Here is a 25,204-nt window from a genome sequence, read left to right on the forward strand (position 1 = left end):
ACACCGCGACGGGAAGGTACGTCTGATGAACACCGCGCAGTTCACGCCCGCCGGCACCATGACGGCGGAGGACCTGGGCCGGATCCACCTGATCGGGGTGGGCGGGGTCGGGATGGCCGGGCTGGCCCGGCTGTTCCTCACCCGGGGCCTGCCGGTCTCCGGCAGCGAGCTGCGGGAGTGGCCGTCGCTGGCCGGTCTGCGGGCGCTGGGCGGCACGATCCACTCCACGCACGAGGCGTCCAACCTCGACGGGGTGGACACGGTGGTCTACTCCTCGGCGATCCCGCAGGACCACCTGGAGATGGTCGAGGCGCGCCGGCGCGGGCTGCGGGTGCTGCACCGCTCCGAGGCGCTCGCCGCGGCGATGACCGGCCGCCGCACGGTGGCGGTGGCCGGCACCCACGGCAAGACGTCCACCACGTCGATGGTCACCATGGTGCTCCAGCAGGCCGGTACCGACCCGTCGTTCGTGATCGGCGGCGAGATCTCCGAGGTGGGTTCCGGCGCGCACCACGGCACCGGCGAGCACTTCGTGGTCGAGGCGGACGAGAGCGACCGCTCCTTCCTCATCTACCGCCCGTTCGTGTCGATCATCACGAACATCGAGGCGGACCACCTCAACACCTACGGTGACCTGGCCACCCTGGAGGCGGCGTTCGCCGAGTTCGCCCGGCTCACCGACCCGGCCGGCTTCGTGATCACCTGCGCCGACGACGCGGGCGGGCGCCGGCTGGCCGAGACGCTGCGGGCCGAGGGCCGCCGGGTCTGGACGTACGGCGAGTCCGCCGACGCCGACCTGCGGATGAGCGAGGTCGTCTCGTCCGCGCACGGGGTGCGCTACCAGGCCGAGGTCGAGGGCCGGCCGCTGGGCGAGATCCGGCTGCCCGTACCGGGCCGGCACATGGCGCTCAACAGCGCCGCCGCGGTGCTCGCCGCGTACCTGTTGGAACTGCCGGTGGCCGCGGCGGAGGCTGCGCTCGGCGCGTTCCCCGGCGTGCGGCGGCGCTTCGAGCGCAAGGGCGTGGCTGACGGCGTGCTGGTCTACGACGAGTACGCCTACCACCCGACCTCGATGACGCTGGCGTTGCAGACGCTGCGCGAGGTCGCCGGCGACGGCCGGCTGATCGTGGTGTTCCAGCCGTACCGGCTCTACCGCACCCGGGACAACCAGGCGGAGATCGCCGCCGCGCTCGGCATCGCCGATGAGGTGGTGCTGCTGGAGGTCTTCGGCCCCGGCGAGACGCGCCGCCCCGGCGAGGGCTCGGCCGCACTGATCCAGGAGGTGTCGCTGCCGGCCGAACGCAAGGTGTTCGTCGAGTCGTGGGACGACGTGCCGGCCGAGGTGGCCCGGCGGGCGCGGACGGGCGACGTGGTGGTGACCATGGGCGCGCCGCCGATCTCGCTGATGGGTGACCAGTTGCTCGACGCCCTGCTCGCCCGCTCCGCCGGGGGCACGGGGCTCGGCGCCGGCGTCGACCCGGACGGCGCGGCGACCCGGGCCGGATGAGTCCCGGTCCGGCCCGCGGCCGTACCCCTGGACCGGACGGTGGCGGCGGGCGGCGCAGCCCGGCCCGGCGCTGGCAGCTCGTGCGGGCGAACGCGGACGCGGTGCCGCCGTCGACCCGCCGGTTCATGGCCCGGGCCCGGCAGCGGCGGATGCGCGCGGCGCTGCCGTGGGCGGTCGCGGCGGCGGTGCTCGCCGTGGTGGGCCTGGTGGCGTGGACGGTGCTGGGCACCGGCCTGTTCGGCGTCCGTGAGGTGCGGGTGGTCGGCGCGCGGCTGGTCACCCCGGTGCAGATCCGCGACGCCGCGGCGGTGCCGGACAACGCGCCGCTGGCCCGGGTGGACCTGGACGCGACCGCCCGCAAGGTCGGCACGCTGCCGCCGGTGGCGGACGCCACTGTGGAACGGGAGTGGCCGGGCACGCTGGTGATCCGAGTGCGGGAGCGCACCCCGGTGGCGGCGGTGCCGCAGGGCGAGGGCTTCGTGGTCGTCGACGGTTCGGGCGTGGTGTTCCAGCGCCTGGACCGGGCGCCGGACGGGTTGCCGCAGGTCCGGGTGGCCCGGCCCGGCCCGGACGACCCGGGTACGCGGGCCGGGCTGGCGGTGCTCGCCGCGCTGGGGGAGAAGCTGCGCGCGGAGCTGGTCGCGGTGGATGTGGCCGGGCTGGCCCGGATCACGCTGCTGCTGCGCGGCGAGCGTCAGGTGTTCTGGGGCGACGCCTCCCGTGGCACCGACAAGTCGACGGTGGCGACCGCTCTGCTGAGCCGCAAGGCGGACCGGATCGACGTCAGCGCGCCGGACGTGGTCACGTTCGAGTGACCCGCGGCTCAGCGAGCGGGCGATGTGTCCCCTGTCGCTCGGTCGGCGACACGCCGGAACAGGTCCTTGGCTCCTGGCGCGGCGGCGCATACGTTGCCCCGAAGAGATCAGTGGTTGACATAACTCTAAGCCTCTAGTAGAGGGTGAGGGTTCAGCCGTTCGGAGCCACCGGGGGAGTGTCCGGCCGCTGATCCGGCCAAGCCGTGTGGGGTCGGCCCATGCCAATCTCGAAGGGAAAGGACCGGAGATGACACCTCCGCACAACTACCTGGCGGTCATCAAGGTCGTCGGCATCGGGGGCGGCGGCGTCAACGCCGTCAACCGGATGATCGAGGTTGGGCTCAAGGGCGTCGAGTTCATCGCGATCAACACCGACGCGCAGGCGTTGCTGATGAGCGACGCCGACGTCAAGCTCGACGTGGGCCGGGAGCTGACCCGGGGGCTCGGCGCGGGCGCCAACCCGGACGTCGGCAAGAACGCCGCCGAGGACCACCGCGACGAGATCGAAGAGGTACTCAAGGGCGCCGACATGGTGTTCGTGACCTGCGGCGAGGGCGGCGGCACCGGCACCGGCGGCGCGCCGGTCGTGGCGAACATCGCCCGCAAGCTCGGCGCGCTCACCATCGGTGTGGTCACCCGGCCGTTCTCGTTCGAGGGCAAGCGCCGGCAGGTCCAGGCCGAGGCGGGCATCGAGGAGCTGCGCAACCAGTGCGACACGCTCATCGTGATCCCGAACGACCGCCTGCTCGCGCTCGGCGACCGCAACATCTCCATGATGGACGCGTTCCGCACCGCCGACCAGGTGCTCCTCTCCGGTGTCCAGGGCATCACCGACCTGATCACCACGCCGGGTCTGATCAACCTGGACTTCGCCGACGTGAAGAGCGTGATGAGCGGCGCCGGCAGCGCGCTCATGGGCATCGGGAGCGCCCGGGGCGAGAACCGCGCCGTCGAGGCGGCCGAGGCGGCCATCTCCAGCCCGCTGCTGGAGCAGAGCATGGACGGCGCGCGCGGCGTGCTGCTCTCCATCGCCGGCGGGTCGGATCTCGGCCTGTTCGAGATCAACGACGCGGCGCAACTGGTCACCGACGCGGCGCACCCGGACGCGAACATCATCTTCGGCGCGGTCATCGACGACGCGCTCGGCGACGAGGTGCGTGTGACGGTGATCGCGGCGGGCTTCGACGGGGGCGCGCCGGCGTACAAGGCGGTCGAGCCGCCGCGCAAGAGCAACCAGAACCCGCCGGCCCAGCCGAACGCTCCGGTGAGCCCGCCGGCCACCATGCCGGCGCCGCAGCAGCCGTCGCGCCGGGTGCTGTTCGACGACGTCGACGTGCCCGACTTCCTCAAGAACGGGTCCTGAGCCGCGCCGATGACGGAGTCACAGACGGCGGTGCGGCCCGAGCGGCGCGCCGAGCTCGCGGCCGGACTGGCCCGGGTCCGGGCCCGCATCGCCGACGCCTGTGCGGCGGCCGGGCGGCCGCGCGACGAGGTCACCCTGGTCGCGGTGACCAAGACGTACCCGGCGGCGGACGTGGTCGCGCTGGCCGGGCTCGGCGTGACCGACGTCGGGGAGAACCGCGACCAGGAGGCGGCGCCGAAGGCGGAGGCCGTGGCAGAGACCGGGGCCGCACCGCGCTGGCACTTCATCGGCCAGTTGCAGCGCAACAAGGCCCGCTCGGTGGTCCGGTACGCCGACGTGGTCCAGTCGGTGGACAGCGTCCGGCTGGCCGCCGCGCTGGACGCCGCCGCCGGGGCGGTCCGGGACCGGCCGCTGGACGTGCTGGTGCAGGTGAGCATCGACGGCGACCCGGCCCGGGGCGGCGCGCTGCCGGGCGTGGCCGATCCGCAGCGCGGGCTCGACCCGGTGGCCGCGGCGGTGGCCGGGGCCACCGGGCTGCGGCTGGCGGGCCTGATGGCGGTGGCACCGCTGGGCTGGGAGCCGGACCGGGCGTTCGCCCGGCTGGCCGAGGTGGCGGAGGCGCTGCGGGCCGACCATCCGGGCGCGACGGTGCTGTCGGCGGGGATGAGCGGCGACCTGGAGAGCGCGATCGGTCACGGCGCGACACATGTCCGTGTCGGCAGCGCGTTGCTCGGAATGCGCCCTGCGCTGCGGTAGCCTCACCACGACGGAAGCAAATTACATCAGTGTTGTTCAGGACGGCGTTCCCGTAGCCGGGGGCCGTGACGGGCGGACCGCGAACCGCACGTCAGGGGATTGCCGATCCGGTCCGGTGGGCATGATCGTCCACTCGTGATCAAGCGACACGGCACGGGGGCGCGTGCCGCACGGCGGACGGAAGGGCGCGGGGATGGGTGCACTGCGCAAGGCGGGGGTCTGGCTCGGTCTCGTCGAGGAGGACGACGAGCGGGCGTACGAGGACGGTGGCTACGACAAGGGTGGCTACCGGGACTCGTCGCGCTACCGGTCGAGCCGGTACGCCGAGGAGTTCGCCGACGAGGACGACGACGAGGCCGAGGAGCCGCCGACGACGCGTAGCCGGCTCGGCGAGCGGGGCCGGCTGTCCGAGCGCGCCTCCAGCCGCGCCGCCGACGTCGACCGGGCTGAGACCGAGCGCCCGGAGCGGGCCGAGCGGTCCAGCGTGCGGTCGATCACCCGGTCCTCCGGCGGTGACACCTCTGGTGCCCTGAGCTACCACACCCGGGACAATCTCGCGCTCGCGCCGCAGGCCCAGCCGCGCGAGCGGGAGCGTGTGGCGCCGGAGGACGAGCAGCGCTACCAGATCACCACGCTGCACCCGACCACGTACCGCGAGGCGCGGACCATCGGCGAGCACTTCCGCGACGGCGTACCGGTGATCATCAACCTCACCGAGATGGACGAGGCGGACGCCCGCCGGCTCGTCGACTTCGCCGCCGGGCTCGCGTTCGGTCTGCGCGGTACGATCGAGCGCGTGACCAACCGGGTGTTCCTGCTCTCACCGGCCAACGTCCAGGTCACCGCGGAGGACAAGGCCAAGATCGCTGAGGGCGGCTTCTTCAGCCTGAGCTGAGCCGCACGACCGAGGGACGTCGCCTGCCGTGTTGTCGATCCTGTTCCAGGTGCTCTACCTGCTGCTGTACATCTTCCTGATTGTCCTATTGGCGCGATTTGTTCTCGGGGCGGTGCTGGCCTATGGTCGCCGCTGGCAACCGGGACGGGGAGCGTCGGCGGGACTGGAAGTCGTGTGGAGCGTCACTGATCCGCCCCTGCGAGCGTTGAGGCGTGTGATCCCACCACTGCGAATTGGTACCGTGAGCATCGACCTGGCCTCCCTTGTGCTCCTGGTTATCCTGTTCGTGCTGATGGAGTTCGTGTTTAGGCGCCTGATCTTCGCGTTTGCCTGACCAGAGCGCTTTCGCGGCCGCAACTGACCCGAGGAGTTTCGATGCCGCTGACCCCGGCCGACGTCCACAACGTCGCCTTCAAAAAGCCGCCGATCGGCAAGCGGGGGTATGACGAGGAGGAGGTCGACGCCTTCCTGGACGAGGTCGAGCGCGAGCTGGCCCGTCTGATCGAGGAGAACAACGAGCTGCGCGCCCAGGTGGAGCGCGGCGGTCGGGGTGGCGCTCCCGCCGGCCCCGGCGGTGACGCCCGCCTCGCGGCGGAGCTCAACGACGTCAAGGCCCAGCTCGACCGGGTGCAGCGCGACAAGGCAGCCGCCGAGCAGGCGGCCCGCGCGATGCAGGCCGAGCTGGAGCAGGTCCGCACGCAGGGCGGCCCGGCCGGCGGCGTGACCGGTGACGGCGAGCAGCAGGCGCTGCGGGTGCTCATGATGGCCCAGCGCACCGCCGACGACCACGTCTCCGACGCCCGTCGCGAGGCCGACCAGCTGCTCTCCGAGGCCCGTTCGAAGGCCGAGGAGGTCACCCGGGAGGCGCGCGCCAAGGCCGACGCCCTGGAGCGGGACGCCCGCCAGCGGCACCAGGAGGCCATGGGCGGCCTGGACGCCAAGCGCACCGCGCTGCAGAAGCACATCGAGGAGCTCAAGCAGTTCGAGCGCGAGTACCGCACCCGCCTCAAGGCGTACCTGGAGAGCCAGCTGCGTGACCTCGACGGTCGCGGCCAGGGTCTCGAGGTGGAGATGAACCGCTCCGAGGGCAACCGTGCCACCGGCAGCAACGGTCTCGCCGCGGCCGGCCTCGCCGGCTCCTACGGCGGTGGCCGCGCGGGCTCGCTCGAGTCCGGCCGCTGATCCCGCGTCGGTGGCCGTCCCCGTGACGGCCACCGACCGCCCAGACCGACACGACGCGGCCGGGGGTGAGCCGTGGTAGCCGCCAGCATCCTGCTCATCCTCGTCGCGGTCGTGCTGCTGATCGCCGGTCTCGCCGGCGGGTCCAGCCTCCTGCTCATCGTCTCGATCGCGGCCAGCCTGTTGTCCGCCGTCGCCTTCGTCGCGTTCGCCCGCCAGGCTGCCGCGGCACGGGCCACGGCCGGCCGGGAGACCGGACCGCGACCACGGACCACGCACACCGTCCCGTCCCCGGACGAGCCGGTGAGCCCGGTCCCGCACCACACGTCCACGGTCGGCGCCGGCGGATCCGGGTGGCGGCAACCGCCCGGATCGCCGGTGACCGAGCCGGACGACGCCCCGCCGCCGGCCGCGTACTCGCCGCCGGCCGAGCCCTCCGACGCCGGGCCGTACGCGCCCGCCGCCGGGCCGTACGAGGCCGGGCCGTACACGCCGGCGTCCGACGCCGAAGCCGGGTCGTACACACACGCGTTCGATGCCGAGCCCGCCGGGCCGTACGCGGCACCGCTGGACACGGATCCGGCGTACGCGGACCCGGTCGTCGCGGACGCGACGCCCTACTCGCCGCCCGGCCCGCGCGTGGCGGAGACCGCCCGGCCCACCTCGCCCGCGCCGGGCGAGGCGTTCGACGGCGACCCGCCCGCCGAGTACCTCTCCACCGGCGACGTCGCCCGGCTGGTCCGGCTACCGGGCGACGTGCTGGTGGTCGACGGTCATCCCCGCTTCCACCTGCCCGGCTGCTCGCACCTGGTGGGCCGGGAGGACGAACCGCTGCCGGTCGCCGAGGCGGTCGCGCTGGGCTTCACCCCGTGCGCGCACTGCGAGGCCGCCACCACCCTGCTCGCCGAGGGCCGGCCGCGCTGACCATGACGATCGCGGACGACACACTCACCGTCGCGGTGCGGGTGAAGCCCGGGGCGGCCCGCGCCCGGGTGGGCGGGCGGTTCGACGGGCCGTACGGTCCCGCGCTCGTCGTCGCGGTGCACGCGCCGGCGGTGGACGGCCGCGCCACCGAGGCGGCCCGGCGCGCGCTCGCCGACGCGCTCGGCGTCCGGCCGGCGACCGTGTCGCTGCGCTCCGGCTCGTCCAGCCGGGACAAGCTGTTCCTGGTCGAGCGCCCGCACGACGGGCTGCCCGAGGTGCTGCGCCGGCTGCGCGACGGCAGCACGGCGTGAGGTCCGGTCGGGCCGGACGGCGATGACCCACGGGCTCGACGTCGCGCTGCTCGTGGGCGCCGCCGTGCTGCTGGTCGCGGTGGGCGCGGTGCGGTTCTCCACCCGGCTCGGCGTACCGAGCCTGCTGGTCTACCTGGCTCTCGGCGTGCTGCTCGGCGAGGCCGGCCTGGGCATCCGGTTCGACGACGTCGAGCTGACCCGGGTGCTGGGGTTCTGCGCGCTCATCGTGATCATCGCGGAGGGCGGCCTGACCGCGCGGTGGACCACGTTGCGGCCGGTGCTCGGCCTGGCCGCGGCGCTGTCCACGGTCGGTGTCGTGGTCAGCATCGTGGTCGTCGGCGTGGTGGTGCACCTGCTGCTCGGCCTGGACTGGCGGCTGTCGCTGCTCTACGGCGCGGTGCTCTCCTCCACCGACGCGGCGGCCGTGTTCGCCACGCTGCGCCGGCTGCGCCTGCCGCCCCGGCTGGTGGCCGCGCTGGAGGCCGAGTCCGGGGTGAACGACGCCCCGGTCGTGCTGCTGGTGCTGCTGCTGTCCCGCGCCGGGGTCGAGGCCGCCCACCCCTGGTGGTACGAGGTGCTGCTGCTCGGCTACGAGCTGAGCGCCGGCGCGGCGGTCGGGGTCGGCGCGGGCCTGGCCGGCCGGTACGCGCTGCGCCGGGCCGCGCTGCCGTCGGCCGGCCTGTACCCGATCGCGGTGGTCGGCTTCACCGTGCTGGCGTACGCGGCCGGCTCGGTGATGCACGCCTCGGGCTTCCTCGCCGTGTACGTCGCGGGCGTGCTGCTCGGCAACTCCCGGCTGCCGCACCGCCAGGCGATCCTCGGGTTCGCCGACGGGCTGGCCTGGCTGGCCCAGATCGGCCTGTTCGTGCTGCTCGGGCTGCTGGTCTCGCCGAGCCGGCTGGACTCGGCGGTGCTGCCGGCCGTGATCACCGGGCTGGCGCTGCTGCTGCTAGCCCGGCCGCTGTCGGTGGCGGTCTCCGCGCTGCCGTTCCGGGTGAACCTGCGCGAGCAGGTGTTCCTGTCCTGGGCCGGGCTGCGCGGCGCGGTGCCGGTCGTGCTGGCGACCATCCCGCTGTCGCTGCACGTGCCGGGGGCGGACCGCCTGTTCGACGCCGTCTTCGTCCTGGTGGTGATCTTCACGTTGCTCCAGGCCGGGACGCTGGCGCCGGCGGCCCGGCGGCTGGGTGTGACCGCGCCGGCCGAGGCGAGCGAGATCCTGCTGGAGACGGCCCCGCTGGAACGGATGCGCGCCGACCTGCTCCAGCTGGAGGTGCCGGCCGGGTCGCGGCTGGCCGGGGTGCACGTGGACGAGCTGCGGCTGCCGGTCGGCGCCGCGGTGACGCTGGTGCTGCGTGACGGGGTCGGCTTCGTGCCGGGCGCTGACACCCGGCTCAAGGTCGGGGACAGCCTGCTCATCGTCGCCACCGCCGGAGTACGGGACGAGACCGAGCGGCGGCTGCGGGCGGTGAGTCGCCGGGGGCGGTTGGCGAGGTGGTTCGGGGAGTACGGCGAGGAGAGGGCCCGCTGATCTGCTACCGTTCCTTTTGCCCCGATTGATGGCAGTCCGGGGCGGATACGTGGGACGACGGTGCGGCACGTTGTCGGACGCCTGTACGTTCCGTATTCTTGCCAACCTCCGGAGTGCACGGCGGGCCCGCTCGCCGTGCACCCTTCCGTACGCGGACGACGCCGACGACGGCGTCCCGCCCACGCACCGCTGACCGCCGCTCCGCGCGGCTGAGGGAGCTGACGATGGCGAAGCCAGCCGACACCAGGACCGCCGGTCGCAAGCCGGTGGCGAAGGCCACCCGCAGCGCGGCGGAGACCGAGAAGATCCGGGCCGCCCTGGCGGCACGGCGGGACGAGCTGAACGCCGAGTACGATCAGACGCTGAGCGAGATCACCGAGCTGCAGCGCGACCGGCTGACCGACTCGGCCGGGGACGACCAGGCCGACACCGGGACCAAGACGTTCGAGCGGGAGCAGGAGATCTCTCTCGCCAACAGCATCAAGGAACGGATCACGCAGGTCGAGCGCGCGCTGGAGCGCCTCGACGAGGGTGGCTACGGCTGGTGCGAGCGGTGCGGCAACCCGATCCCGGTGGAGCGGCTCGCCGCGTTCCCGTCGGCCACCCTCTGCGTGACGTGCAAGCAGCTGGAGGAGCGGCGCTGATCACCGCTCCCCGGCGGCCGTACGGCAGACGGTGACCGCACCGTCTCGCGAGCGTCGATGGGGAGCAGATGACCGCAGCACCGCCCGCCGGGGCCGGCACCACCGAGTCGGGCGCCGGCGCGCCTCGCCGTAAGGCCGTCGGCCTGCTGCTCGGCGTGTCCCTGTTCTCGCTGCTGGCGGATCTCGGCACGAAGCAGCTCGCGCTCGCCGAGCTGACCGGCCGGGAGCCGGTGTCGCTGCTCGGCGGCACCGTCTACTTCAGCCTCACCCGCAACAGCGGCGCGGCCTGGAGCATCGGCTCGGACCACACCTGGGTCTTCCCGATCATCACGTTCGTGGTGATCGGGTGGATCACCTGGATGGCGCTGCGGCTGCGCTCGCTGCCGTGGGCGGTGTCGCTGGGTCTGGTGCTGGGCGGCGCGCTGGGCAACCTGATCGACCGGATCTTCCGCGCGCCCGGCCATTTCGTCGGCCACGTGGTCGACATGATCAGCCTGTTCGACCCGTACGGCCAGGTCTGGCCGGTGTTCAACCTGGCCGACAGCTCGCTGGTGTGCGGCGTGGTGCTCGCGGTCTTCCTGGAGCTGACCGGCCGGCAGCGAGACGGCTCCCGGCTGCGCGACGAGAAGCGCGACGACACCGCCCCGGCCGAGCAGCGGGAGAGCGCATGACCTCCGCCTTCGCCGCCGGCGGCGACACCCGTTCCCTGCCCGTGCCCGACGGTCTCGACGGTATGCGCCTGGACCAGGCCGTGTCCCGCCTGTTCGGGCTCTCCCGCACCGCCGCCGCCGGCCTGATCGACGCCGGGGACGCGCTCGTCGACGGCGTGGCCCGGCCCAACTCGCACAAGGTCAAGGCGGGCTCGTGGCTGGAGGTCACGCTGCCCGCGCCGGCCGCGCCGCCCGTCGTGGTGCCGCAGGCCGTACCCGGCCTGACCGTGGTGTACGCCGACGACGACATCGTGGTGGTGGACAAGCCGGTCGGGGTGGCGGCGCACCCGAGCCCGGGCTGGACCGGCCCGACTGTGATCGGCGGCCTGGCCGGCATCGGCCACCGGATCTCCACCAGCGGCGCCGCCGAGCGGCAGGGCGTGGTGCACCGGCTCGACGTCGGCACCACCGGGATCATGGCGGTGGCCAAGAGTGAGCGCGCCTACACCGCGCTGAAGCGGGCGTTCAAGTACCGCGAGGTGGAGAAGCGCTACCACGCCGTGGTGCAGGGCCACCCGGACCCGCTGCGCGGCACCATCGACGCGCCGATCGACAGGCACCCGCACCACGACTACCGCTGGGCGGTGGTCTCCGGCGGCAAGCCGAGCATCACCCACTACGACACGCTCGAGGCGTTCCCCGCCGCCAGCCTGCTCGACGTGCGGCTGGAGACCGGGCGTACGCACCAGATCCGGGTGCACTTCTCCAGCATGCGGCACCCCTGTGTGGGCGACCTGACCTACGGCGCGGACCCGACGCTGTCGGCCCGGCTGGGGCTGTCCCGGCAGTGGCTGCACGCCCGCTCGCTGAGCTTCGCGCATCCGGGCACCGGCGACGAGGTGACGTTCGTCAGCGAGTACCCGGACGACCTGGCCCGGGCGCTGGAGATCCTGCGCGACTGACGTGAGCGACGATCCCGCGCCGCCGCGCCGGTCCCGGTCCGCCGCGCTGACCTGGGTCGCGCTGGCCTGCGCGCTCGTGGTGCTGATGGTCGCGGTGGCGCAGCGGCGGGACCGGCCGGTGAGCGACCGCACCGTGGGCGAGGTGACCCGGGTCGGCGTGACCGACGGCGCGAGCATCCCGGCGTACCTGCGCGCCGCCGGGGACGAACTGGCCGGCCTCGACGCTCCCGACGGCTACGCGCTCGTCTCGTTCGACGGCTACCTGACCCCGGCGCGGGCGGCCGCCGCGCTGGACGGCACGCGGGTCTCGGCGGTGGTGGCGCGGGTGCCGCTGCCCGGCCGGCAGACCGAGATCGTCCGGATCGCGGCGCTGCGCCTGCCGCAGGACGTGGTGGCCGGGATGGCCGGCGTCGCGACGCGCAAGGACCGGGAGGCCGTTGACTACCGCTCGCGCGCCGCCGCGACCACCGCGGATCCGGAACTGCGCCGGGTGTACGACAGCGGCGCGGAGGTCGCCGCCCGCGAGGCCGAGGCGTACCGGACCGGCTGCGCCTGCGTCTACGCCGCGGTCGTGAGCGCCGCGCCGGACGCCCTGCGCGCGCTCGCCGGGCGTCCGGGCGTCCGGGTGGTGGACCCGGCGCCGGAGGTGCGCCGCCTGGACCGGACCGTGTTCACCCCGCCGCTGCCCGAGCAGCGCGACGTGGTCCGGCCGCCGTCCGACACCGGACCGGCCGAGGCAGGCGGAATGGGCGATTCGTCGGAAGCCGCACGGACGGTGAGCGGACCTTCACCCACCGCCCCCGCGCCCGCCGCCGGCTCCGGGACGCCCAATCCCGCTCCCACCTCCTGAGACATCGGGGTACGCGGCGACCCGGCCGATCCCACGGTGCGGCGGACCACCGGGCGATGTGCGGCGCGGGGAGTGGTCCGAATAGGGTTTCGTTCGTAGCCTGTCAGGCGGAGATCGATGGGCTGGGGGAGGGCGAATCCTTGGACGGCAGCGAGACCGGCTGGGGTCGGCAGGGCGAGCCGGCACCGCGGTGGCGGGCGCTGCTCGACCGGGCCCGGCTCGGCGGTCGCGGCGCGGAGCACGCCGACGCCGACCGGCACGTCGAGGAGCAACCGGCGCCGCCGCCCGACCCGCTGCCCCGTCGTGGCGCGGGCGCCGGGTGGACCGGGCGCGCCACCGCCGTCGGCCGCGCCCCCGACGGGTCGTACGGCGCCGAGCCCGGCTACCGGGCCGAGGCCACGTTCCGGGTCGACCCGGCCTTCCGCGCCGATCCCCGGCACGACGGCGAGCCCGCGTACCGGGCCGAACCGGCCTACCGCAGCGATCCGGAGCCGTCCTGGCGCGCCGGGCAGCCCTACCCGCCCGACCCGTCCTGGCGCGCCGACCCGTCGTTCGCGCCCGAGCAGCCCCTCACCGCCGAGCCGCGCCCGGAGCCGTCCTGGCGGCCCGACCCGGCCCGTCCGGAGCCGCGCGGCCGGGCCGAGGCGCCGGCCGAGTCCCGGTACTCCCTTCTGGACGGCGGCTATCGGCCCGCGCCGCCCCCGCCCGAGTCCCGCTACGCGCTGCTCGACCGGGGCCGCTACCGGCCGGACACGCCGCCCGCCCCGGAGCCGGTGGTGCCCGCGCCCCGCCGCCCGCTGGACGGCCGCTCCGGCCGGGTCGACGCGGCCCAGGTGCAGTGGCGCGCCCCGGAGCCGGACCCGGAACTGGAACGGGCGACCAGCGTGCTGCGGCGCGAGCTGGGCACCCCGCGGGTGCTCGCCTTCGCCAACCCCAAGGGCGGGGTGCACAAGACCACGGCGACGGTGCTCGCCGCCGCGACGGTGGGCAGCGTGCGCGGACGCGGCGTGCTCGCCTGGGACGACAACGAGCTGCGCGGCACGCTCGGTCTGCGGGCCGGCAGCGCCCGGCACGCCCGTACCATCCGGCACCTGATCCACGACCTGGCGCAGATCGAGATCCTCGAGGGCAACACGCTGCTGTCGCACCTCGACGACTACCTGCGGCACGCCTCCGACGGCTCGTACGACGTACTGGCCGGCGAGGAGAGCCCGCGCTTCGCGCAGCGGCTCGACCAGTTCACCGTCAAGCGGGTGCTGGAGCTGCTGCGCCGCACCCACGAGGTGGTCTGCGTGGACACCGGCAACAACGTGGAGAGCCCGAACTGGCGCACCGTCATGCAGGCCGCCGACCAGCTCGTGGTGACCACCGTGCCGCGCGAGGACGCGGCGTTCAGCGCGGACTGGATGCTCGACCTGCTGCACGAGGTGGGCATGGGCGAGCTGGCCGACAACGCGGTCACGCTGATCTCCTGCCCGACGCCGGGGCGTACCTCGTTGCAGGACGACCTGGAACGGCACTTCGCCACCCGGACCCGGGCGGTCGCCGTGGTGCCCTACGACCCGGCGCTGGAGACCGGCTCCTCGATCGAGTACCACCAGCTCCAGGCCGAGACCCGCAACGCCTGGCTTAAGGCGGCAGCGGTGATGCTGGAACCGTTCGCGCGCTGAGCGGCGACCACCGCCCCGCGCCGTGCCCGGGCCTGAGAGGATCAACGGGTGAGTCCGGACACCCCTGAGCCCGAGCGGGCGCGCGAGCGCACCGACGGCACCGACGCGCGTACCGGCGAGGCCCCGCGGCCCGGCGGCGACGTGTGGCCCGAGCACGCTCAGCCGCCCGGCTGGCCCGGCGGCCTGCCGGTACCCACCGGCACGCCGGTCACCGCGCCCGGCGCCGACCCGCTCGCCGGATACCCGGGCGTGGTGGCGGAACTGCCCGGCGCCGGCGTCGACCGGTCCCGCCGCCCGCTGCTCACCGCGCTCGGCGTGATCGCGCTGCTCACCGCGCTCGGCGCGCCACTGGGCCTGCTGTGGGCGTGGGCGGCGCCCGCCACCCCGGTCCGGCAGACCCCCGCCGGCACGGTCTACGCGACCACGCAGCCGGAGCAGCCGATCGCCGCGGACGGCTGGTTCAGCCTCCTGACGCTCGGCTTCGGCGTGCTCGCCGCGATCGCCCTGTGGGTGCTGCTGCGGCGTCGGCGCGGCCCGGCCGGCCTGCTCGCGGTGACGCTCGGCGGTCTCGGCGCGGCGGTGGTGGCCTGGCAGGTCGGCCGCCGGATCGGGCTGTCGACGTTCCAGCGGCTGGTGGACACCGCGCCGCCGGGCACCGCCTTCACCAAGCCCGTCGACCTGCGCGCCGGCGGCGTCGACTGGTACGGCCCGCTGCCGGTGCCGCACGGGAACCTGCTGCTCGCCGCGTTCGGCGCCGCCGTCACGTACACGCTGCTGGCGGGCTGGTCGCGGTGGCCGTCACTGCGGCCGGAGCCGGAGCCCGACGCGGCCTGGCCGCCGCCCCCGCCCGGGTTCAGTTCGGCGCCGGGGGACCAGCCAGCTCGCTGAGCGGCACCGGCACCGCGCGCACCTGCCGCAGCAACGCCGTCTCCCGGTTGAGCAGGCGCAGCTCGGCGCGTAGCCGCCCGGCCGTGTCGTCGGCGGCGAGCAGCCGCTGCCGGTCGGCGACGGTCAGCGCGGCGGTCGCGGCGACCAGGTGCGACAGGACCGTCGGATCCTCCGGCAGCTGCTCGGTGATCTCCTGCTGGTCCGGCCGGATCAGGCCGAGATATTGCCGGAACACCGAGATCACCCGGGCCGCCAGCAGGTCGGAGACCTCGTCCGGGCCGTCCGGCTCCGGCAGCCACTCCACCTCGGCGGTCAGGTACGGCGTGGCGGAGGCGTCCACCTCGGCGACCCGGAACCGCCGCCGCCCGACCGTGACGATGTCGAAGCCGCCGTCGGCCAGCTCGGTGACCTGCCGCAGCTCGGCGGTGCAGCCGACCTCGTGCAGCGTGACGTCGCCGCCGGCCGGCCCGGAACGACCCGGCGGCCCGGCCGGCGCGACCTCCCAGCCGGCCTGGATCGCCACCACGCCGAACTCGCGCGGCACGCCCTCGGGCAGCCCCACGAGGTGGCGCACCAGCGCCTTGTAGCGCTCCTCGAAGATGTGCAGCGGAAGGACCAGCCCGGGGAAGAGGACGGTCCCGAGCGGGAACACCGGCAGCCGTGCGCTCACGTGATCGAGCGTATCGCCAACCCGCCCGCCCGCGCGTGTCCCGGCTCACCGTCCCGGCGTGCGGGCGGGCCCGGCCGGCGACACCGGCGGCGGCCTAGACTCGCAGGCGTGCTGAATCGGATCGACCTGCGCGGCGGGAACCGTGACCCGCGCCGCCTGCTGCCCCGTGCCCAGCTCGACGTCTCCGTGGCGGTCGAGCGGATCCGCCCGCTCGTGGAGGCGGTCCGGGACCATGGGTACCCGGCGATCCGGGAGGCGAGCGAACGGTTCGACGGCGTCTCGCCGGAGCGGCTGCGGGTGCCGGTCGAGACGATCCGCGCCGCCGAGGACGAGCTGGACCCGCAGGTCCGCGCCGCGCTGCTGGAGTCGATCACCCGGGCCCGCAAGGTCCACGCCGACCAGCGGCGTACCGACCACACCACGACCGTGGTGCCGGGTGGCACGGTGACCGAGCGGTGGGTGCCGGTCGACCGGGTCGGTCTGTACGTCCCCGGCGGCCTGGCCATGTACCCGTCGACGGTGGTGATGAACGTGGTCCCGGCCCAGGCGGCCGGGGTGCGCTCCCTGGTGGTGGTGAGCCCGCCGCAGAAGGACAACGACGGCCTGCCGGACCGCCGGGTCCTGGCGGCCTGCGCGCTGCTCGGCGTGGACGAGGTGTACGCGGTCGGCGGCGCCCAGGCGGTCGCCATGCTCGCGTACGGCGCGGGCGTCGACCCGGCCGGCGACGAGCGCTGCGAGCCGGTCGACATGATCACCGGCCCGGGCAACATCTGGGTCACCGCCGCGAAGCGGCTGCTGCGCGGCGTGGTCGGCATCGATGCCGAGGCCGGCCCGACCGAGATCGCGATCCTGGCCGACGACACCGCCGACCCGGCGCACGTGGCCGCCGACCTGATCAGCCAGGCCGAGCACGACCCCCTCGCGGCGAGCGTGCTGGTCACCCCGTCCACCGCGCTGGCCGATGCGGTCGACGCGGAGCTGGCCCGGCAGGCGCCGGCGGCCAAGCACGCCGAGCGGATCGGCACCGCGCTGCGCGGCGAGCAGAGCGGCGTGGTCCTGGTCGACGACCTGGAGGCGGGTCTGCGGGTGGTCGACGCGTACGCGGCCGAGCACCTGGAGATCCAGACCGAGAACGCCCGGGAGTGGGCGCTGCGGGTGCGCAACGCCGGTGCGGTGTTCGTGGGCGCCTGGTCGCCGGTGTCGCTCGGCGACTACTGCGCGGGCTCCAACCACGTGCTGCCCACCGGCGGCTGCGCGCGGCACTCCTCCGGGCTGTCCGTGCAGTCGTTCCTGCGCGGCGTGCACCTGGTCGAATACACGCAGGACGCGCTGCGCGAGGTGGCGCCGCACGTGGTCACGCTGGCGACCGTGGAGGACCTGCCCGCACACGGCCAGGCGGTCAGCGTCCGGTTCGGCGAGGGCGGCGCGTCGTGACCACGCTCGACGACCTGCCGATCCGCGACGACCTGCGCGGGCGGACGCCGTACGGGGCGCCGCAGCTCGACGTGCCGGTGCGGCTGAACACCAACGAGAACTCCTACCCGGTGCCCGAGCCGGTGGTGGAGGCGATCGGCAAGGCGGTCGCCGCCGAGCTGCGCGACCTCAACCGCTACCCGGACCGGGACGCGGTGGCGCTGCGCGCCGACCTCGCCGCGTACCTGGGACACGGGCTCACCGCCGACCACGTGTGGGCGGCGAACGGCTCCAACGAGATCCAGCAGCAGCTGCTCCAGGCGTTCGCCGGTCCCGGGCGTACCGCGCTCGGCTTCACCCCGGCGTACTCGATGCACCCGCTGCTGGCGCTCGGCACCGGCACCCGGTGGGTGCCCGCCCGGCGCGGCGCGGACTTCGGTCTCACCGCCGGCGAGGCGGTGGCCCAGGTCCGCGAGCACCGGCCGGACGTGGTGTTCCTCTGCTCGCCGAACAACCCGACCGGCACCGCGCTCGACCCGGCGGTGGTCGCCGCCGTGCTGGACGAGGCGCCCGGCATGGTGATCGTCGACGAGGCGTACGCCGAGTTCGCCCGGCCCGGCACGGTGAGTGCGCTCGCCGTGCTGCCCGGCCACCCGCGGCTGGTGGTGACCCGCACCATGAGCAAGGCGTTCGGGTTCGCCGGCGGCCGGCTCGGCTACCTGGCCGCCGACCCGGCGGTGGTGGACGCGGTGCAGTTGGTCCGGCTGCCGTACCACCTGTCCGCGCTCACCCAGGCCGCCGCCCGCGCGGCGCTGGCGCACCGCGACGCCCTGCTCGGCACCGTGACCGCGATCATGGAGCAGCGGGACCGGATCGTCGCCGAGCTGCGCGCCCGGGGCCACCGCGTGGCTGACAGCGACGCCAACTTCGTGCTGTTCGCCGTCGAGGGGGACCAGGCGGTGGCCTGGCGTACCCTGCTCGATGCCGGCGTGCTGGTGCGCGACGTCGGCCTGCCCGGCTGGCTGCGCGTCACCGCCGGAACCCCGACCGAGACCGACGCCTTCCTCACCGCGATGGAGACAGTTTCATGAGCCGGATCGCCCGGATCGAGCGGGTCACAAACGAGACGAAGGTGCTCGTCGAGATCGACCTCGACGGCACCGGCAAGGCCGACATCGAGACCGGCGTCGGCTTCTACGACCACATGCTCAACCAGATCGCCCGGCACGGCGGCTTCGACCTGACCGTGCACACCGTCGGCGACCTGGAGATCGACGCGCACCACACGATGGAGGACACCGCGCTCGCGCTGGGCGCCGCGTTCGACCGGGCGCTGGGCGACAAGGCCGGCATCCGGCGGTACGGCTCGGCCACCGTCCCGATGGACGAGGTGCTGGTCCGCGCCGCCGTCGACCTGTCCGGCCGCCCGTACGTGGTACACGACGAGCCGGCGCTGGCCCCGTACATCGGGCCGGTCTACCCGACGAGCATGACCCGGCACATCTGGGAGTCGTTCGGTCAGTCGGCCCGGATCACGCTGCACGTGGACGTGCTGCGCGCGGCCCGGCCCGGCGGCCACCCGGACGCCCACCACGTGGTCGAGGCGCAGTTCAAGGCCGTCTCCCGCGCGCTGCGCGAGGCCACCGCGATCGACCCGCGTAACGCGGGCGTGGTGCCGTCCACGAAGGGCGCTCTCTGATGAGCGCGAGGAACGCAGCGCAGCGGAGTCCCGCAGTCGCGAATGAAAGGCGGCTCTGATGAGCGCGAGGAACGCAGCGCAGCGGAGTCCCGCAGTCGCGAATGAAAGGCGGCTCTGATGAAGGTGCTGCCCACTCTTCTGTTGATCGTGGCCGGCCTGTTGGTCGGCGGGACGTGGTCGCTGCTCAAGCAGGGCGCGCCCCGCGCGGCCGTGGTGATCACCGGCCTGCTGGCCCTGCTGGCGACCGCCGCCGGCGTGCTCTGGCTGCTGCCGGGGGAGAGCTGATGGCACGGGTGGTGGTGCTCGACTACGGCTCGGGCAACCTGCGGTCGGCCGAGCGCGCGGTGGCGCGGGCCGGTGCCGACGTGACAGTCACCGACGACCTGGACGCCGCCGCGTCCGCCGACGGCCTGGTGGTGCCGGGCGTCGGCGCGTTCGCCGCGTGCATGGCCGGGATCGAGGCGCTGGGCGCCGGGCCGGTCATCGCCGACCGGGTCGCCGCCGGGCGGCCGGTGCTGGGCATCTGCGTCGGCATGCAGATCCTCTTCGGGCACGGCGAGGAGCACGGGGTGGTCACCAAGGGGCTCGGGCTGCTGCCGGGCGGCGTGACCCGGCTGCCCGCGCGGCGGTTGCCGCACATGGGCTGGAACACCGTGCGCCCGCCGGCCGGCTCGGCGTTGTTCGCCGGGCTGCCCGAGGGCACGCGGTTCTACTTCGTCCACTCCTACGGGGTGACCGACCCGGCGGCGCTGGCGGAGGCGGGTGCCACGGTGACCACCGCGCACCACGGTGCGGACTTCGTCGCGGCGGTGGAGCGGGGGCCGCTCTCGGCCGCGCAGTTCCACCCGGAGAAGTCGGCCGACGCCGGGGCCGCGTTGCTGCGTAACTGGCTCGGCACGCTGTGACCGGCCCGCTGCCGGGCACGCGGGCGTCCGCGTGAGCAAGGAGCGGGCCCGCCGTCGCGCGGCGCGCGAGGCCGAGCAGGAGCGGGCGCGCGCCGTCCGCGCCCGCCGGGTGGCACGCCGGGAGCGGCGTCGTTCCCTGGTACGCCGGTTGACGCCGTCGCTGCGGCGTGGCCGTACCGGGCGGCTGCGCCGGCACACCCGCCGCGAGCGGGCGACGATCCTGGTGCTCACCGCCGTGGCGGTGGTGGCCATCTGGACTCTGGTGGACGACCTCGCACTGCGGCTGGTGCTGGTCGCGTTGTTGTTGCTGGTCCTGCCCGCGATCGTGGTGATCGCGCTGGACCGTCGTTGAGGATCCGAGGAGAGAAGCGTTGAGCCTCACCCTGTTGCCCGCCGTGGACGTCGCCGACGGCCAGGCCGTCCGGCTCGTGCAGGGCGCCGCCGGTAGCGAGACCGCGTACGGCGACCCGCTGGACGCGGCTCTGGCCTGGCAGTCCGACGGCGCGGAGTGGATCCACCTGGTCGACCTGGACGCCGCGTTCGGGCGGGGCTCCAACGCCGCGCTGCTCGCCGAGGTGGTCGGCAAGCTGGACGTGAAGGTGGAGCTGTCCGGCGGTATCCGCGACGACGAGTCGCTGCGGGCGGCGCTCGGCACCGGAGCGGCCCGGGTCAACATCGGCACCGCCGCGCTGGAGGACCCGCAGTGGTGCGACCGGATCTGCGGCGAGTACGGCGACCGGGTGGCGATCGGGCTGGACGTGCGCGGCCGTACCCTGTCGGCGCGCGGCTGGACCCGCGACGGCGGTGACCTGTACGAGGTGCTGGCCCGGCTCGACGCCGCGGGCGCGGCGCGGTACGTGGTCACCGACATCACCAAGGACGGCACGATGCGCGGGCCGAACCTGGATCTGCTGCGCGAGGTGTGCGCCCGCACCGACGCCCCGGTGATCGCCTCCGGTGGTGTGTCCACGCTTGACGACCTGCGGGCGCTCGCCACGCTGGAGCCGGTGGGGGTGGAGGGCGTGATCGCCGGCAAGGCGCTCTACGCAGGCGCGTTCACAGTCGCCGAGGCGCTGGCGACGCTGCGGGCCGGCGCGTGACGGCCGAGCCGTCCCCCGACGCCGGGGTGGTGACCCGGCTCGGCTCGGGCGGCCCGTGGGAGGCGCTCTACGGCTACTCGCGGGTGGTCCGGGCGGGTTCGCTGGCGATCACGGCCGGCTGCACCTCCACTGTGGACGGCCGAGTGGCGCACGCCGGTGACGCGGCGGCGCAGACCGCGCAGGCGATCCGGATCGGCCTGGACGCGCTGGCCGAGGTCGGCGCCGGGCCGGGGGACGTGGTGCGGACCCGGATGTACGTGACGGACCGGATCTTCGCCGACGAGGTGGGCCGGGCGCACAACGCGGTGTTCGGCCCGGTGCGCCCGGTCGCCACGATGGTGGTGGTGGCCGGGCTGATCGACCCGGATCTCCTGGTCGAGGTCGAGCTGGAGGCGTACCTCCCGGAGCGCTGACCGGTGCCCGGGTGACCGGCGCCGCACCGTTCCACGGCCCGATAAGTTGTGCACAACTTAATTGCGCGCTACCGTTCTGGGCGTGACCGATGATCTGGTACTTCGCCGGCAGGTGTGCTTCGCCCTCTACGCGGCGTCGCGCGCCCTGACCGACGTCTACCGGCCCATCCTCGACGAGCACGGCCTGACCTACCCGCAGTACCTGGTGCTGCTGGTGCTCTGGGAGCACGACGACGCCCCCACGGTCTCCGAGCTCGGCGCCGCGCTCCGGCTCGACTCCGGCACGCTCTCCCCGCTGCTCAAGCGGCTGGAGGCGGCCGGCCTGGTGGTGCGTACCCGATCGGCGGCGGATGAGCGCCGGGTCGAGGTGGGCCTCACCGACCGGGGCCGGGCGCTGCGGGAGCGGATGGGTGACGTGCCGCGCCGGGTGGCCACCGCCACCGGGCTCTCCGAGGAGGAGCTGGTCTTCCTCCACGGCATCCTCACCCGGGTCACCGAGACGATCCACCGACAGAAGGAGCAGTGACATGCAGGTGCTCTACACCGCCTCCGCCCGCGCCACCGGCGACGGCCGCGACGGTCACGTCCGGACCTCCGACGGCACGGTCGAGCTGGACCTCGCCGTACCGAAGGAGATGGGTGGCGCCGGTGGCGCGGCCAACCCGGAGCAGCTCTTCGCGGCCGGCTACGCGGCCTGCTTCCACTCCGCGCTGCGCGTGGTGGCCCGCCAGGCCAAGGCGGACGTCTCCGGCTCCGTCGTCGAGGCCGAGGTGGGCATCGGCCCGAACGGCAGCGGCGGTTACGGCCTGGCTGTGACGCTCGTGGTGGACCTGCCCGCGGTCGAGCGCGCGGCCGCCGAGCAGCTCGTCGACGCGGCCCACCAGGTCTGCCCCTACTCGAACGCGACCCGTGGCAACGTCGAGGTGACCCGCACGGTCCGCGAGGCCCGATGAGCGGGACGAACCGGGAGATCCATCTGGCGTCCCGGCCGCAGGGCTGGCCGACGCCGGAGAACTTCCGGCTGGTCACCACCGAGGTGCCGACCCCGGGCCCGGGACAGGTGGTGGTCCGCAACCGGTTCATGTCCGTCGACCCGTACATGCGCGGGCGGATGAACGACGTCAAGTCGTACGTGCCGCCGTTCGCGCTCGACGCCCCGCTGGACGGCGGCGCGATCGGTGAGGTCGTGGCCGGCGAGGCCGGTGGCGTCAAGCCCGGCGACACCGTGCTGCACGGGCTCGGCTGGCGCGAGTACGCGCTGGTGGACGCCAAGGGCGTACGCAAGGTCGATCCCGGCCTGGCGCCGGTCACCGCGTACCTGGGCGTGCTCGGCATGACCGGGCTGACCGCGTACGCCGGGTTGCTGGACGTGGCGGCGATGAAGCCGGGGGAGACGGTGTTCGTCTCCGGCGCGGCCGGTGCGGTCGGCAGCATGGTCGGCCAGATCGCGAAGCTGCGCGGCGCCGGCCGGGTGATCGGCAGCGCCGGCTCCGCGGCGAAGGTGGAACGGCTCACCGCGCTGGGCTTCGACGCCGCCTTCGACTACCACGACGGCCCGGTGTCCAAGCAGCTGCGGGCCGCCGCCCCGGACGGCGTCGACGTGTACTTCGACAACGTCGGCGGCGACCACCTGGAGGCCGCGATCGGGGCGATGAACCTGCACGGCCGGGCCGCCATCTGCGGCATGATCGCGCAGTACAACGCCACCGAGCCGCCCGCCGCGCCGCGCAACCTGGCGCTGGTGATCGGCAAGCGGCTGACGCTGCGCGGCTTCCTCGTCGGTGACCACGGTCACCTGCGGGAGCAGTTCGTGCAGGAGGTCGCGGGCTGGCTGCGCGAGGGCCGGCTGTCGTACGACGAGACGATCGTCGACGGCATCGAGCAGGCCCCGGAGGCGTTCCTCGGCCTGCTGCGCGGCGAGAACCTCGGCAAGATGCTGGTCCGTCTCTGACCGGCGCGAGCGCGCACCACAGCGGGCGGTGGTGACCGGCCTCACCGGCGGGTCACCACCGCCCGCGCGTTCGTTAGGCTCGGGGCATGACGGTGGCGGTACGGGTCATCCCGTGTCTGGACGTGGACGCCGGGCGCGTGGTCAAGGGGGTCAACTTCCTCGACCTGCGCGACGCCGGCGACCCGGTGGAGCTGGCGGCGGCGTACGACCGGGCCGGCGCGGACGAGCTGACCTTCCTCGACGTCACCGCCTCGTCCAGCGACCGGGGCACCATGCTCGACGTGGTGCGGCGCACCGCCGAGTCGGTCTTCATCCCGCTCACCGTCGGCGGCGGCGTCCGCCGGGTCGCCGACGTCGACACGCTGCTGCGCGCCGGGGCGGACAAGGTCGGCGTGAACACCGCCGCCATCGCCCGGCCGGAGCTGATCGCCGAGATCGCCGACCGGTTCGGCCGGCAGGTCCTGGTGCTCTCGCTCGACGTGCGCCGCGCGCCGGACGGCACGACCCCGAGCGGCTTCGAGGTGACCACGCACGGCGGCCGCCGGGGCACCGGGCTGGACGCGGTCGAGTGGGCGGCGCGCGGCGCCGAACTGGGCGCGGGCGAGATCCTGCTCAACTCGATGGACGCCGACGGCACCAAGGCCGGGTTCGACCTGCCGCTGATCCAGGCGGTCCGCGAGGTGGTCGACGTGCCGGTGATCGCCAGCGGCGGCGCGGGCGCTGTGGCCCACTTCCCGCCGGCCGTCGGCGCCGGGGCGGACGCGGTGCTCGCGGCGAGCGTCTTCCACTTCGGCGAACTGACGGTCGGCGAGGTCAAGGACGCGCTGCGCGGCGCCGGGCACCCGGTGCGCTGAGCCGGCGCTCACTGCCGGCCGGAGTGCCCCTCGGGGGAGCGGCGCGGCATCGGGATCGACCGGACCACGTACTCCTGCACGGCGGCGGCGTGGTCGTCCTCTGCGAGCTGCCACTCGGACTCGGCGGGCGGGTGCCGCCGGGTCAGCACGCCCTGCACCGTGTCCACTGTGGTGCCGAGCCCGGCGCTGGGCCGGGTGCGCCAGAGCCGCTCACCGTCCGGGGTGACCCGGAACCAGCCGTCGGCGACGCTGACCAGGCCCGCCCCGACCAGCCGCCGGACCGCGCCCTCCACCTCGTGCCGTTCCGGGATGGCCTGGTTGAGGTGGTCGGCGGTGGAGAGGACGTCGGCCAGCCGTACGCCTTCGGGGCGACGTGTGGCGGCGGCCCGCCGGTGCCGGCCGGCGCCACTGGCGATGACAAGCGCGACGAAGATCCAGGCGTCGCTCCAACGCCATCCGTTCTCCCCCATGCAGGAATGATGCCCGGCCGCGACGGCAGAGGAAACACCTGGTTTCCCTGTTGTGCGTCGTCGCAGCTCAGCGCGTTGCGGATCGAACCGGTCCGTGGCGGTCGGCCCGACTGCGCTCACGTAGCGTAGGCACCGGCCGCCGGCCTTGCGGGCAGCGCGAAGACCGGGATGAAGAACTGGGCCAGCGGGCCGATGGTCAGCGCGTACGCCACGGTGCCGAGGCCGACGGTGCCGCCGAGCAGCCAGCCGAGCGCCAGCACGGTGACCTCGATGACGGTGCGGACCAGCCGGACCGAGAACCGGGGGTGGCGGGCGACGAAGCCGGTCATCAGCCCGTCGCGTGGGCCGGGGCCGAGCCCGGCGCCCAGGTAGAGGCCGGTGGCGGCCCCGTTGGCGACGATCCCGGCGACGAGCAGCGCGACCCGGACCGGCATGTCCTCCCCGGGCGGCAGCACGGCCAGGGTGGCGTCGACGACCAGTCCGATCACCACGACGTTGCTGACCGTGCCGAGGCCGGGCCGCTGCCGCAGCGGGATCCAGAGCAGCAGTACGAGGGCGCCGACGGCGATGGTGACGGTCCCGAAGGACAGGCCGGTCTGCCGGGCCAGCCCCTGGTGGAACACGTCCCACGGGTCCAGCCCCAGCTCCGAGCGGATCATCAGCGCCATGCTCACGCCGTAGAGGACCAGCCCGGCGTAGAGCTGGGTGAGCCGTCGCGCCGGCCGGTGCCGGAGATTGCCAAGCTGTGCCATGCATGCCACCCTAGGGGCCAATCGTGGACCTCAAG

The 25,204-nt window shown here is 74.4% G+C and carries 30 protein-coding genes and 1 pseudogene; 28 read left to right on the forward strand and 3 right to left on the reverse strand.

What is annotated here, in order from left to right:
* The first annotated feature begins 25 nt into the window (after nucleotides 1-25).
* From murC to IRY44_RS16390, 16 genes and pseudogenes are all read left to right on the forward strand, one after another.
* Nucleotides 26-1,507 (forward strand): UDP-N-acetylmuramate--L-alanine ligase, encoded by a 1,482-nt coding sequence (murC, locus tag IRY44_RS16315; RefSeq protein ID WP_194801217.1) that lies wholly within the window; start codon nucleotides 26-28, stop codon nucleotides 1,505-1,507.
* Nucleotides 1,504-2,322 (forward strand): cell division protein FtsQ/DivIB, encoded by an 819-nt coding sequence (locus IRY44_RS16320; RefSeq protein WP_194801218.1) that lies wholly within the window; start codon nucleotides 1,504-1,506, stop codon nucleotides 2,320-2,322. The genes murC and IRY44_RS16320 overlap by 4 nt, the downstream gene beginning before the upstream one ends.
* 247 nt (nucleotides 2,323-2,569) lie before the next feature.
* Nucleotides 2,570-3,685: a cell division protein FtsZ gene (gene ftsZ, locus IRY44_RS16325; protein ID WP_030500246.1), complete on the forward strand. Its 1,116-nt coding sequence runs from the start codon at nucleotides 2,570-2,572 to the stop codon at nucleotides 3,683-3,685.
* Nucleotides 3,686-3,694: 9 nt separating this feature from the next.
* Nucleotides 3,695-4,441, forward strand: coding sequence for a YggS family pyridoxal phosphate-dependent enzyme (locus IRY44_RS16330; RefSeq protein WP_194801219.1), 747 nt, complete (start codon nucleotides 3,695-3,697; stop codon nucleotides 4,439-4,441).
* Nucleotides 4,442-4,634: 193 nt separating this feature from the next.
* Entirely contained in the window at nucleotides 4,635-5,336 is a 702-nt protein-coding gene (locus IRY44_RS16335) for a cell division protein SepF (protein ID WP_194801220.1), read from the forward strand.
* A gap of 28 nt (nucleotides 5,337-5,364) precedes the next feature.
* Nucleotides 5,365-5,670, forward strand: a complete 306-nt coding sequence (locus IRY44_RS16340; RefSeq protein ID WP_013287596.1) for a YggT family protein — start codon at nucleotides 5,365-5,367, stop codon at nucleotides 5,668-5,670.
* A gap of 41 nt (nucleotides 5,671-5,711) precedes the next feature.
* Entirely contained in the window at nucleotides 5,712-6,518 is an 807-nt protein-coding gene (locus IRY44_RS16345; RefSeq protein ID WP_194801221.1) for a DivIVA domain-containing protein, read from the forward strand.
* A 498-nt stretch (nucleotides 6,519-7,016) separates the two neighbouring features.
* Nucleotides 7,017-7,439: pseudogene (locus IRY44_RS31290) on the forward strand (hypothetical protein); the annotation flags it as partial.
* A gap of 2 nt (nucleotides 7,440-7,441) precedes the next feature.
* Entirely contained in the window at nucleotides 7,442-7,750 is a 309-nt protein-coding gene (locus IRY44_RS16355; protein ID WP_194801223.1) for a DUF167 domain-containing protein, read from the forward strand.
* 22 nt (nucleotides 7,751-7,772) lie between these two features.
* Nucleotides 7,773-9,278, forward strand: coding sequence for a potassium/proton antiporter (locus IRY44_RS16360; RefSeq protein WP_194801224.1), 1,506 nt, complete (start codon nucleotides 7,773-7,775; stop codon nucleotides 9,276-9,278).
* A 224-nt stretch (nucleotides 9,279-9,502) separates the two neighbouring features.
* Nucleotides 9,503-9,922: a TraR/DksA C4-type zinc finger protein gene (locus tag IRY44_RS16365; RefSeq protein WP_018785248.1), complete on the forward strand. Its 420-nt coding sequence runs from the start codon at nucleotides 9,503-9,505 to the stop codon at nucleotides 9,920-9,922.
* A gap of 68 nt (nucleotides 9,923-9,990) precedes the next feature.
* Entirely contained in the window at nucleotides 9,991-10,593 is a 603-nt protein-coding gene (lspA, locus tag IRY44_RS16370; protein ID WP_194801225.1) for a signal peptidase II, read from the forward strand.
* The gene (locus IRY44_RS16375) at nucleotides 10,590-11,534 is read left to right on the forward strand and encodes an RluA family pseudouridine synthase (RefSeq protein WP_194801226.1); all 945 of its coding nucleotides are present in this window, start codon (nucleotides 10,590-10,592) and stop codon (nucleotides 11,532-11,534) included. The genes lspA and IRY44_RS16375 overlap by 4 nt, the downstream gene beginning before the upstream one ends.
* Before the next feature lies 1 nt (nucleotide 11,535).
* Nucleotides 11,536-12,384, forward strand: coding sequence for a hypothetical protein (locus IRY44_RS16380; protein ID WP_194801227.1), 849 nt, complete (start codon nucleotides 11,536-11,538; stop codon nucleotides 12,382-12,384).
* 140 nt (nucleotides 12,385-12,524) lie between these two features.
* Complete coding sequence (locus IRY44_RS16385; protein WP_194801228.1) at nucleotides 12,525-14,054, forward strand: ATPase; 1,530 nt, start codon at nucleotides 12,525-12,527, stop codon at nucleotides 14,052-14,054.
* 48 nt (nucleotides 14,055-14,102) lie between these two features.
* Nucleotides 14,103-14,942 (forward strand): DUF2567 domain-containing protein, encoded by an 840-nt coding sequence (locus tag IRY44_RS16390; RefSeq protein ID WP_194801229.1) that lies wholly within the window; start codon nucleotides 14,103-14,105, stop codon nucleotides 14,940-14,942.
* On the opposite strand, the gene IRY44_RS16395 is transcribed toward IRY44_RS16390, so the two are convergent.
* On the reverse strand, nucleotides 14,908-15,612 hold the full coding sequence (locus IRY44_RS16395; RefSeq protein WP_194801230.1) for an LON peptidase substrate-binding domain-containing protein: 705 nt from the start codon (nucleotides 15,610-15,612) through the stop codon (nucleotides 14,908-14,910). The genes IRY44_RS16390 and IRY44_RS16395 overlap by 35 nt on opposite strands.
* Nucleotides 15,613-15,720: 108 nt before the next feature.
* On the opposite strand from IRY44_RS16395, the gene hisD reads away from it, so the two are divergent.
* The 12 genes from hisD to hisF all read left to right on the forward strand — a co-directional run bounded on the left by hisD (nucleotide 15,721) and on the right by hisF (nucleotide 23,947).
* Nucleotides 15,721-17,046, forward strand: a complete 1,326-nt coding sequence (hisD, locus tag IRY44_RS16400) for a histidinol dehydrogenase (RefSeq protein WP_194801231.1) — start codon at nucleotides 15,721-15,723, stop codon at nucleotides 17,044-17,046.
* Nucleotides 17,043-18,116, forward strand: coding sequence for a histidinol-phosphate transaminase (locus IRY44_RS16405; RefSeq protein WP_194801232.1), 1,074 nt, complete (start codon nucleotides 17,043-17,045; stop codon nucleotides 18,114-18,116). Before hisD ends, IRY44_RS16405 begins: the two co-directional genes overlap by 4 nt.
* Nucleotides 18,113-18,724, forward strand: a complete 612-nt coding sequence (gene hisB / locus IRY44_RS16410) for an imidazoleglycerol-phosphate dehydratase HisB (RefSeq protein ID WP_013287582.1) — start codon at nucleotides 18,113-18,115, stop codon at nucleotides 18,722-18,724. The genes IRY44_RS16405 and hisB overlap by 4 nt, the downstream gene beginning before the upstream one ends.
* A 117-nt stretch (nucleotides 18,725-18,841) precedes the next feature.
* A complete protein-coding gene (locus IRY44_RS16415; RefSeq protein ID WP_167796924.1) occupies nucleotides 18,842-19,009 on the forward strand; it encodes a hypothetical protein in 168 nt (55 codons plus the stop codon).
* Complete coding sequence (gene hisH / locus IRY44_RS16420; protein WP_194801233.1) at nucleotides 19,009-19,629, forward strand: imidazole glycerol phosphate synthase subunit HisH; 621 nt, start codon at nucleotides 19,009-19,011, stop codon at nucleotides 19,627-19,629. Before IRY44_RS16415 ends, hisH begins: the two co-directional genes overlap by 1 nt.
* A gap of 31 nt (nucleotides 19,630-19,660) precedes the next feature.
* Entirely contained in the window at nucleotides 19,661-19,981 is a 321-nt protein-coding gene (locus tag IRY44_RS16425) for a hypothetical protein (protein WP_194801234.1), read from the forward strand.
* Between the two features lie 19 nt (nucleotides 19,982-20,000).
* Entirely contained in the window at nucleotides 20,001-20,729 is a 729-nt protein-coding gene (priA, locus tag IRY44_RS16430) for a bifunctional 1-(5-phosphoribosyl)-5-((5-phosphoribosylamino)methylideneamino)imidazole-4-carboxamide isomerase/phosphoribosylanthranilate isomerase PriA (RefSeq protein WP_018785235.1), read from the forward strand.
* Nucleotides 20,726-21,142, forward strand: coding sequence for a RidA family protein (locus tag IRY44_RS16435; protein ID WP_194801235.1), 417 nt, complete (start codon nucleotides 20,726-20,728; stop codon nucleotides 21,140-21,142). The genes priA and IRY44_RS16435 overlap by 4 nt, the downstream gene beginning before the upstream one ends.
* An 82-nt stretch (nucleotides 21,143-21,224) precedes the next feature.
* The gene (locus tag IRY44_RS16440) at nucleotides 21,225-21,668 is read left to right on the forward strand and encodes a MarR family winged helix-turn-helix transcriptional regulator (protein ID WP_194801236.1); all 444 of its coding nucleotides are present in this window, start codon (nucleotides 21,225-21,227) and stop codon (nucleotides 21,666-21,668) included.
* Between the two features lies 1 nt (nucleotide 21,669).
* Nucleotides 21,670-22,095, forward strand: a complete 426-nt coding sequence (locus IRY44_RS16445; protein ID WP_091045350.1) for an organic hydroperoxide resistance protein — start codon at nucleotides 21,670-21,672, stop codon at nucleotides 22,093-22,095.
* A complete protein-coding gene (locus tag IRY44_RS16450) occupies nucleotides 22,092-23,093 on the forward strand; it encodes an NADP-dependent oxidoreductase (protein WP_194801237.1) in 1,002 nt (333 codons plus the stop codon). Before IRY44_RS16445 ends, IRY44_RS16450 begins: the two co-directional genes overlap by 4 nt.
* Nucleotides 23,094-23,179: 86 nt before the next feature.
* Nucleotides 23,180-23,947: an imidazole glycerol phosphate synthase subunit HisF gene (hisF, locus tag IRY44_RS16455; RefSeq protein ID WP_194801238.1), complete on the forward strand. Its 768-nt coding sequence runs from the start codon at nucleotides 23,180-23,182 to the stop codon at nucleotides 23,945-23,947.
* Between the two features lie 8 nt (nucleotides 23,948-23,955).
* On the opposite strand, the gene IRY44_RS16460 is transcribed toward hisF, so the two are convergent.
* Together IRY44_RS16460 and IRY44_RS16465 are read right to left on the reverse strand one after the other, a co-directional pair.
* Nucleotides 23,956-24,417 carry a hypothetical protein gene (locus IRY44_RS16460; RefSeq protein ID WP_128137455.1) on the reverse strand — a complete coding sequence of 154 codons (462 nt, stop codon included), beginning with the start codon at nucleotides 24,415-24,417 and terminating at the stop codon, nucleotides 23,956-23,958.
* Between the two features lie 116 nt (nucleotides 24,418-24,533).
* A complete protein-coding gene (locus IRY44_RS16465; protein ID WP_194801239.1) occupies nucleotides 24,534-25,169 on the reverse strand; it encodes a YitT family protein in 636 nt (211 codons plus the stop codon).
* Nucleotides 25,170-25,204 lie beyond the last annotated feature (35 nt).

The organism is Micromonospora sp. ANENR4 (assembly GCF_015354395.1).
Classification (GTDB): Bacteria; Actinomycetota; Actinomycetes; order Mycobacteriales; family Micromonosporaceae; genus Micromonospora; species Micromonospora aurantiaca.

Excerpts from the sequence above, each read along its gene's own strand:
- murC (WP_194801217.1), top strand. The coding sequence starts at position 26 with ATGAACACCGCGCAGTTCACGCCCGCCGGCACCATGACGGCGGAGGAC.
- IRY44_RS16320 (WP_194801218.1), top strand. The coding sequence starts at position 1,504 with ATGAGTCCCGGTCCGGCCCGCGGCCGTACCCCTGGACCGGACGGTGGC.
- ftsZ (WP_030500246.1), top strand. The coding sequence starts at position 2,570 with ATGACACCTCCGCACAACTACCTGGCGGTCATCAAGGTCGTCGGCATC.
- IRY44_RS16330 (WP_194801219.1), top strand. The coding sequence starts at position 3,695 with ATGACGGAGTCACAGACGGCGGTGCGGCCCGAGCGGCGCGCCGAGCTC.
- IRY44_RS16335 (WP_194801220.1), top strand. The coding sequence starts at position 4,635 with ATGGGTGCACTGCGCAAGGCGGGGGTCTGGCTCGGTCTCGTCGAGGAG.
- IRY44_RS16345 (WP_194801221.1), top strand. The coding sequence starts at position 5,712 with ATGCCGCTGACCCCGGCCGACGTCCACAACGTCGCCTTCAAAAAGCCG.
- IRY44_RS16355 (WP_194801223.1), top strand. The coding sequence starts at position 7,442 with ATGACGATCGCGGACGACACACTCACCGTCGCGGTGCGGGTGAAGCCC.
- IRY44_RS16360 (WP_194801224.1), top strand. The coding sequence starts at position 7,773 with ATGACCCACGGGCTCGACGTCGCGCTGCTCGTGGGCGCCGCCGTGCTG.
- IRY44_RS16365 (WP_018785248.1), top strand. The coding sequence starts at position 9,503 with ATGGCGAAGCCAGCCGACACCAGGACCGCCGGTCGCAAGCCGGTGGCG.
- lspA (WP_194801225.1), top strand. The coding sequence starts at position 9,991 with ATGACCGCAGCACCGCCCGCCGGGGCCGGCACCACCGAGTCGGGCGCC.
- IRY44_RS16375 (WP_194801226.1), top strand. The coding sequence starts at position 10,590 with ATGACCTCCGCCTTCGCCGCCGGCGGCGACACCCGTTCCCTGCCCGTG.
- hisB (WP_013287582.1), top strand. The coding sequence starts at position 18,113 with ATGAGCCGGATCGCCCGGATCGAGCGGGTCACAAACGAGACGAAGGTG.
- IRY44_RS16415 (WP_167796924.1), top strand. The coding sequence starts at position 18,842 with ATGAAGGTGCTGCCCACTCTTCTGTTGATCGTGGCCGGCCTGTTGGTC.
- hisH (WP_194801233.1), top strand. The coding sequence starts at position 19,009 with ATGGCACGGGTGGTGGTGCTCGACTACGGCTCGGGCAACCTGCGGTCG.
- IRY44_RS16445 (WP_091045350.1), top strand. The coding sequence starts at position 21,670 with ATGCAGGTGCTCTACACCGCCTCCGCCCGCGCCACCGGCGACGGCCGC.
- IRY44_RS16450 (WP_194801237.1), top strand. The coding sequence starts at position 22,092 with ATGAGCGGGACGAACCGGGAGATCCATCTGGCGTCCCGGCCGCAGGGC.
- hisF (WP_194801238.1), top strand. The coding sequence starts at position 23,180 with ATGACGGTGGCGGTACGGGTCATCCCGTGTCTGGACGTGGACGCCGGG.
- IRY44_RS16460 (WP_128137455.1), bottom strand. The coding sequence starts at position 24,417 with ATGGGGGAGAACGGATGGCGTTGGAGCGACGCCTGGATCTTCGTCGCG.
- IRY44_RS16465 (WP_194801239.1), bottom strand. The coding sequence starts at position 25,169 with ATGGCACAGCTTGGCAATCTCCGGCACCGGCCGGCGCGACGGCTCACC.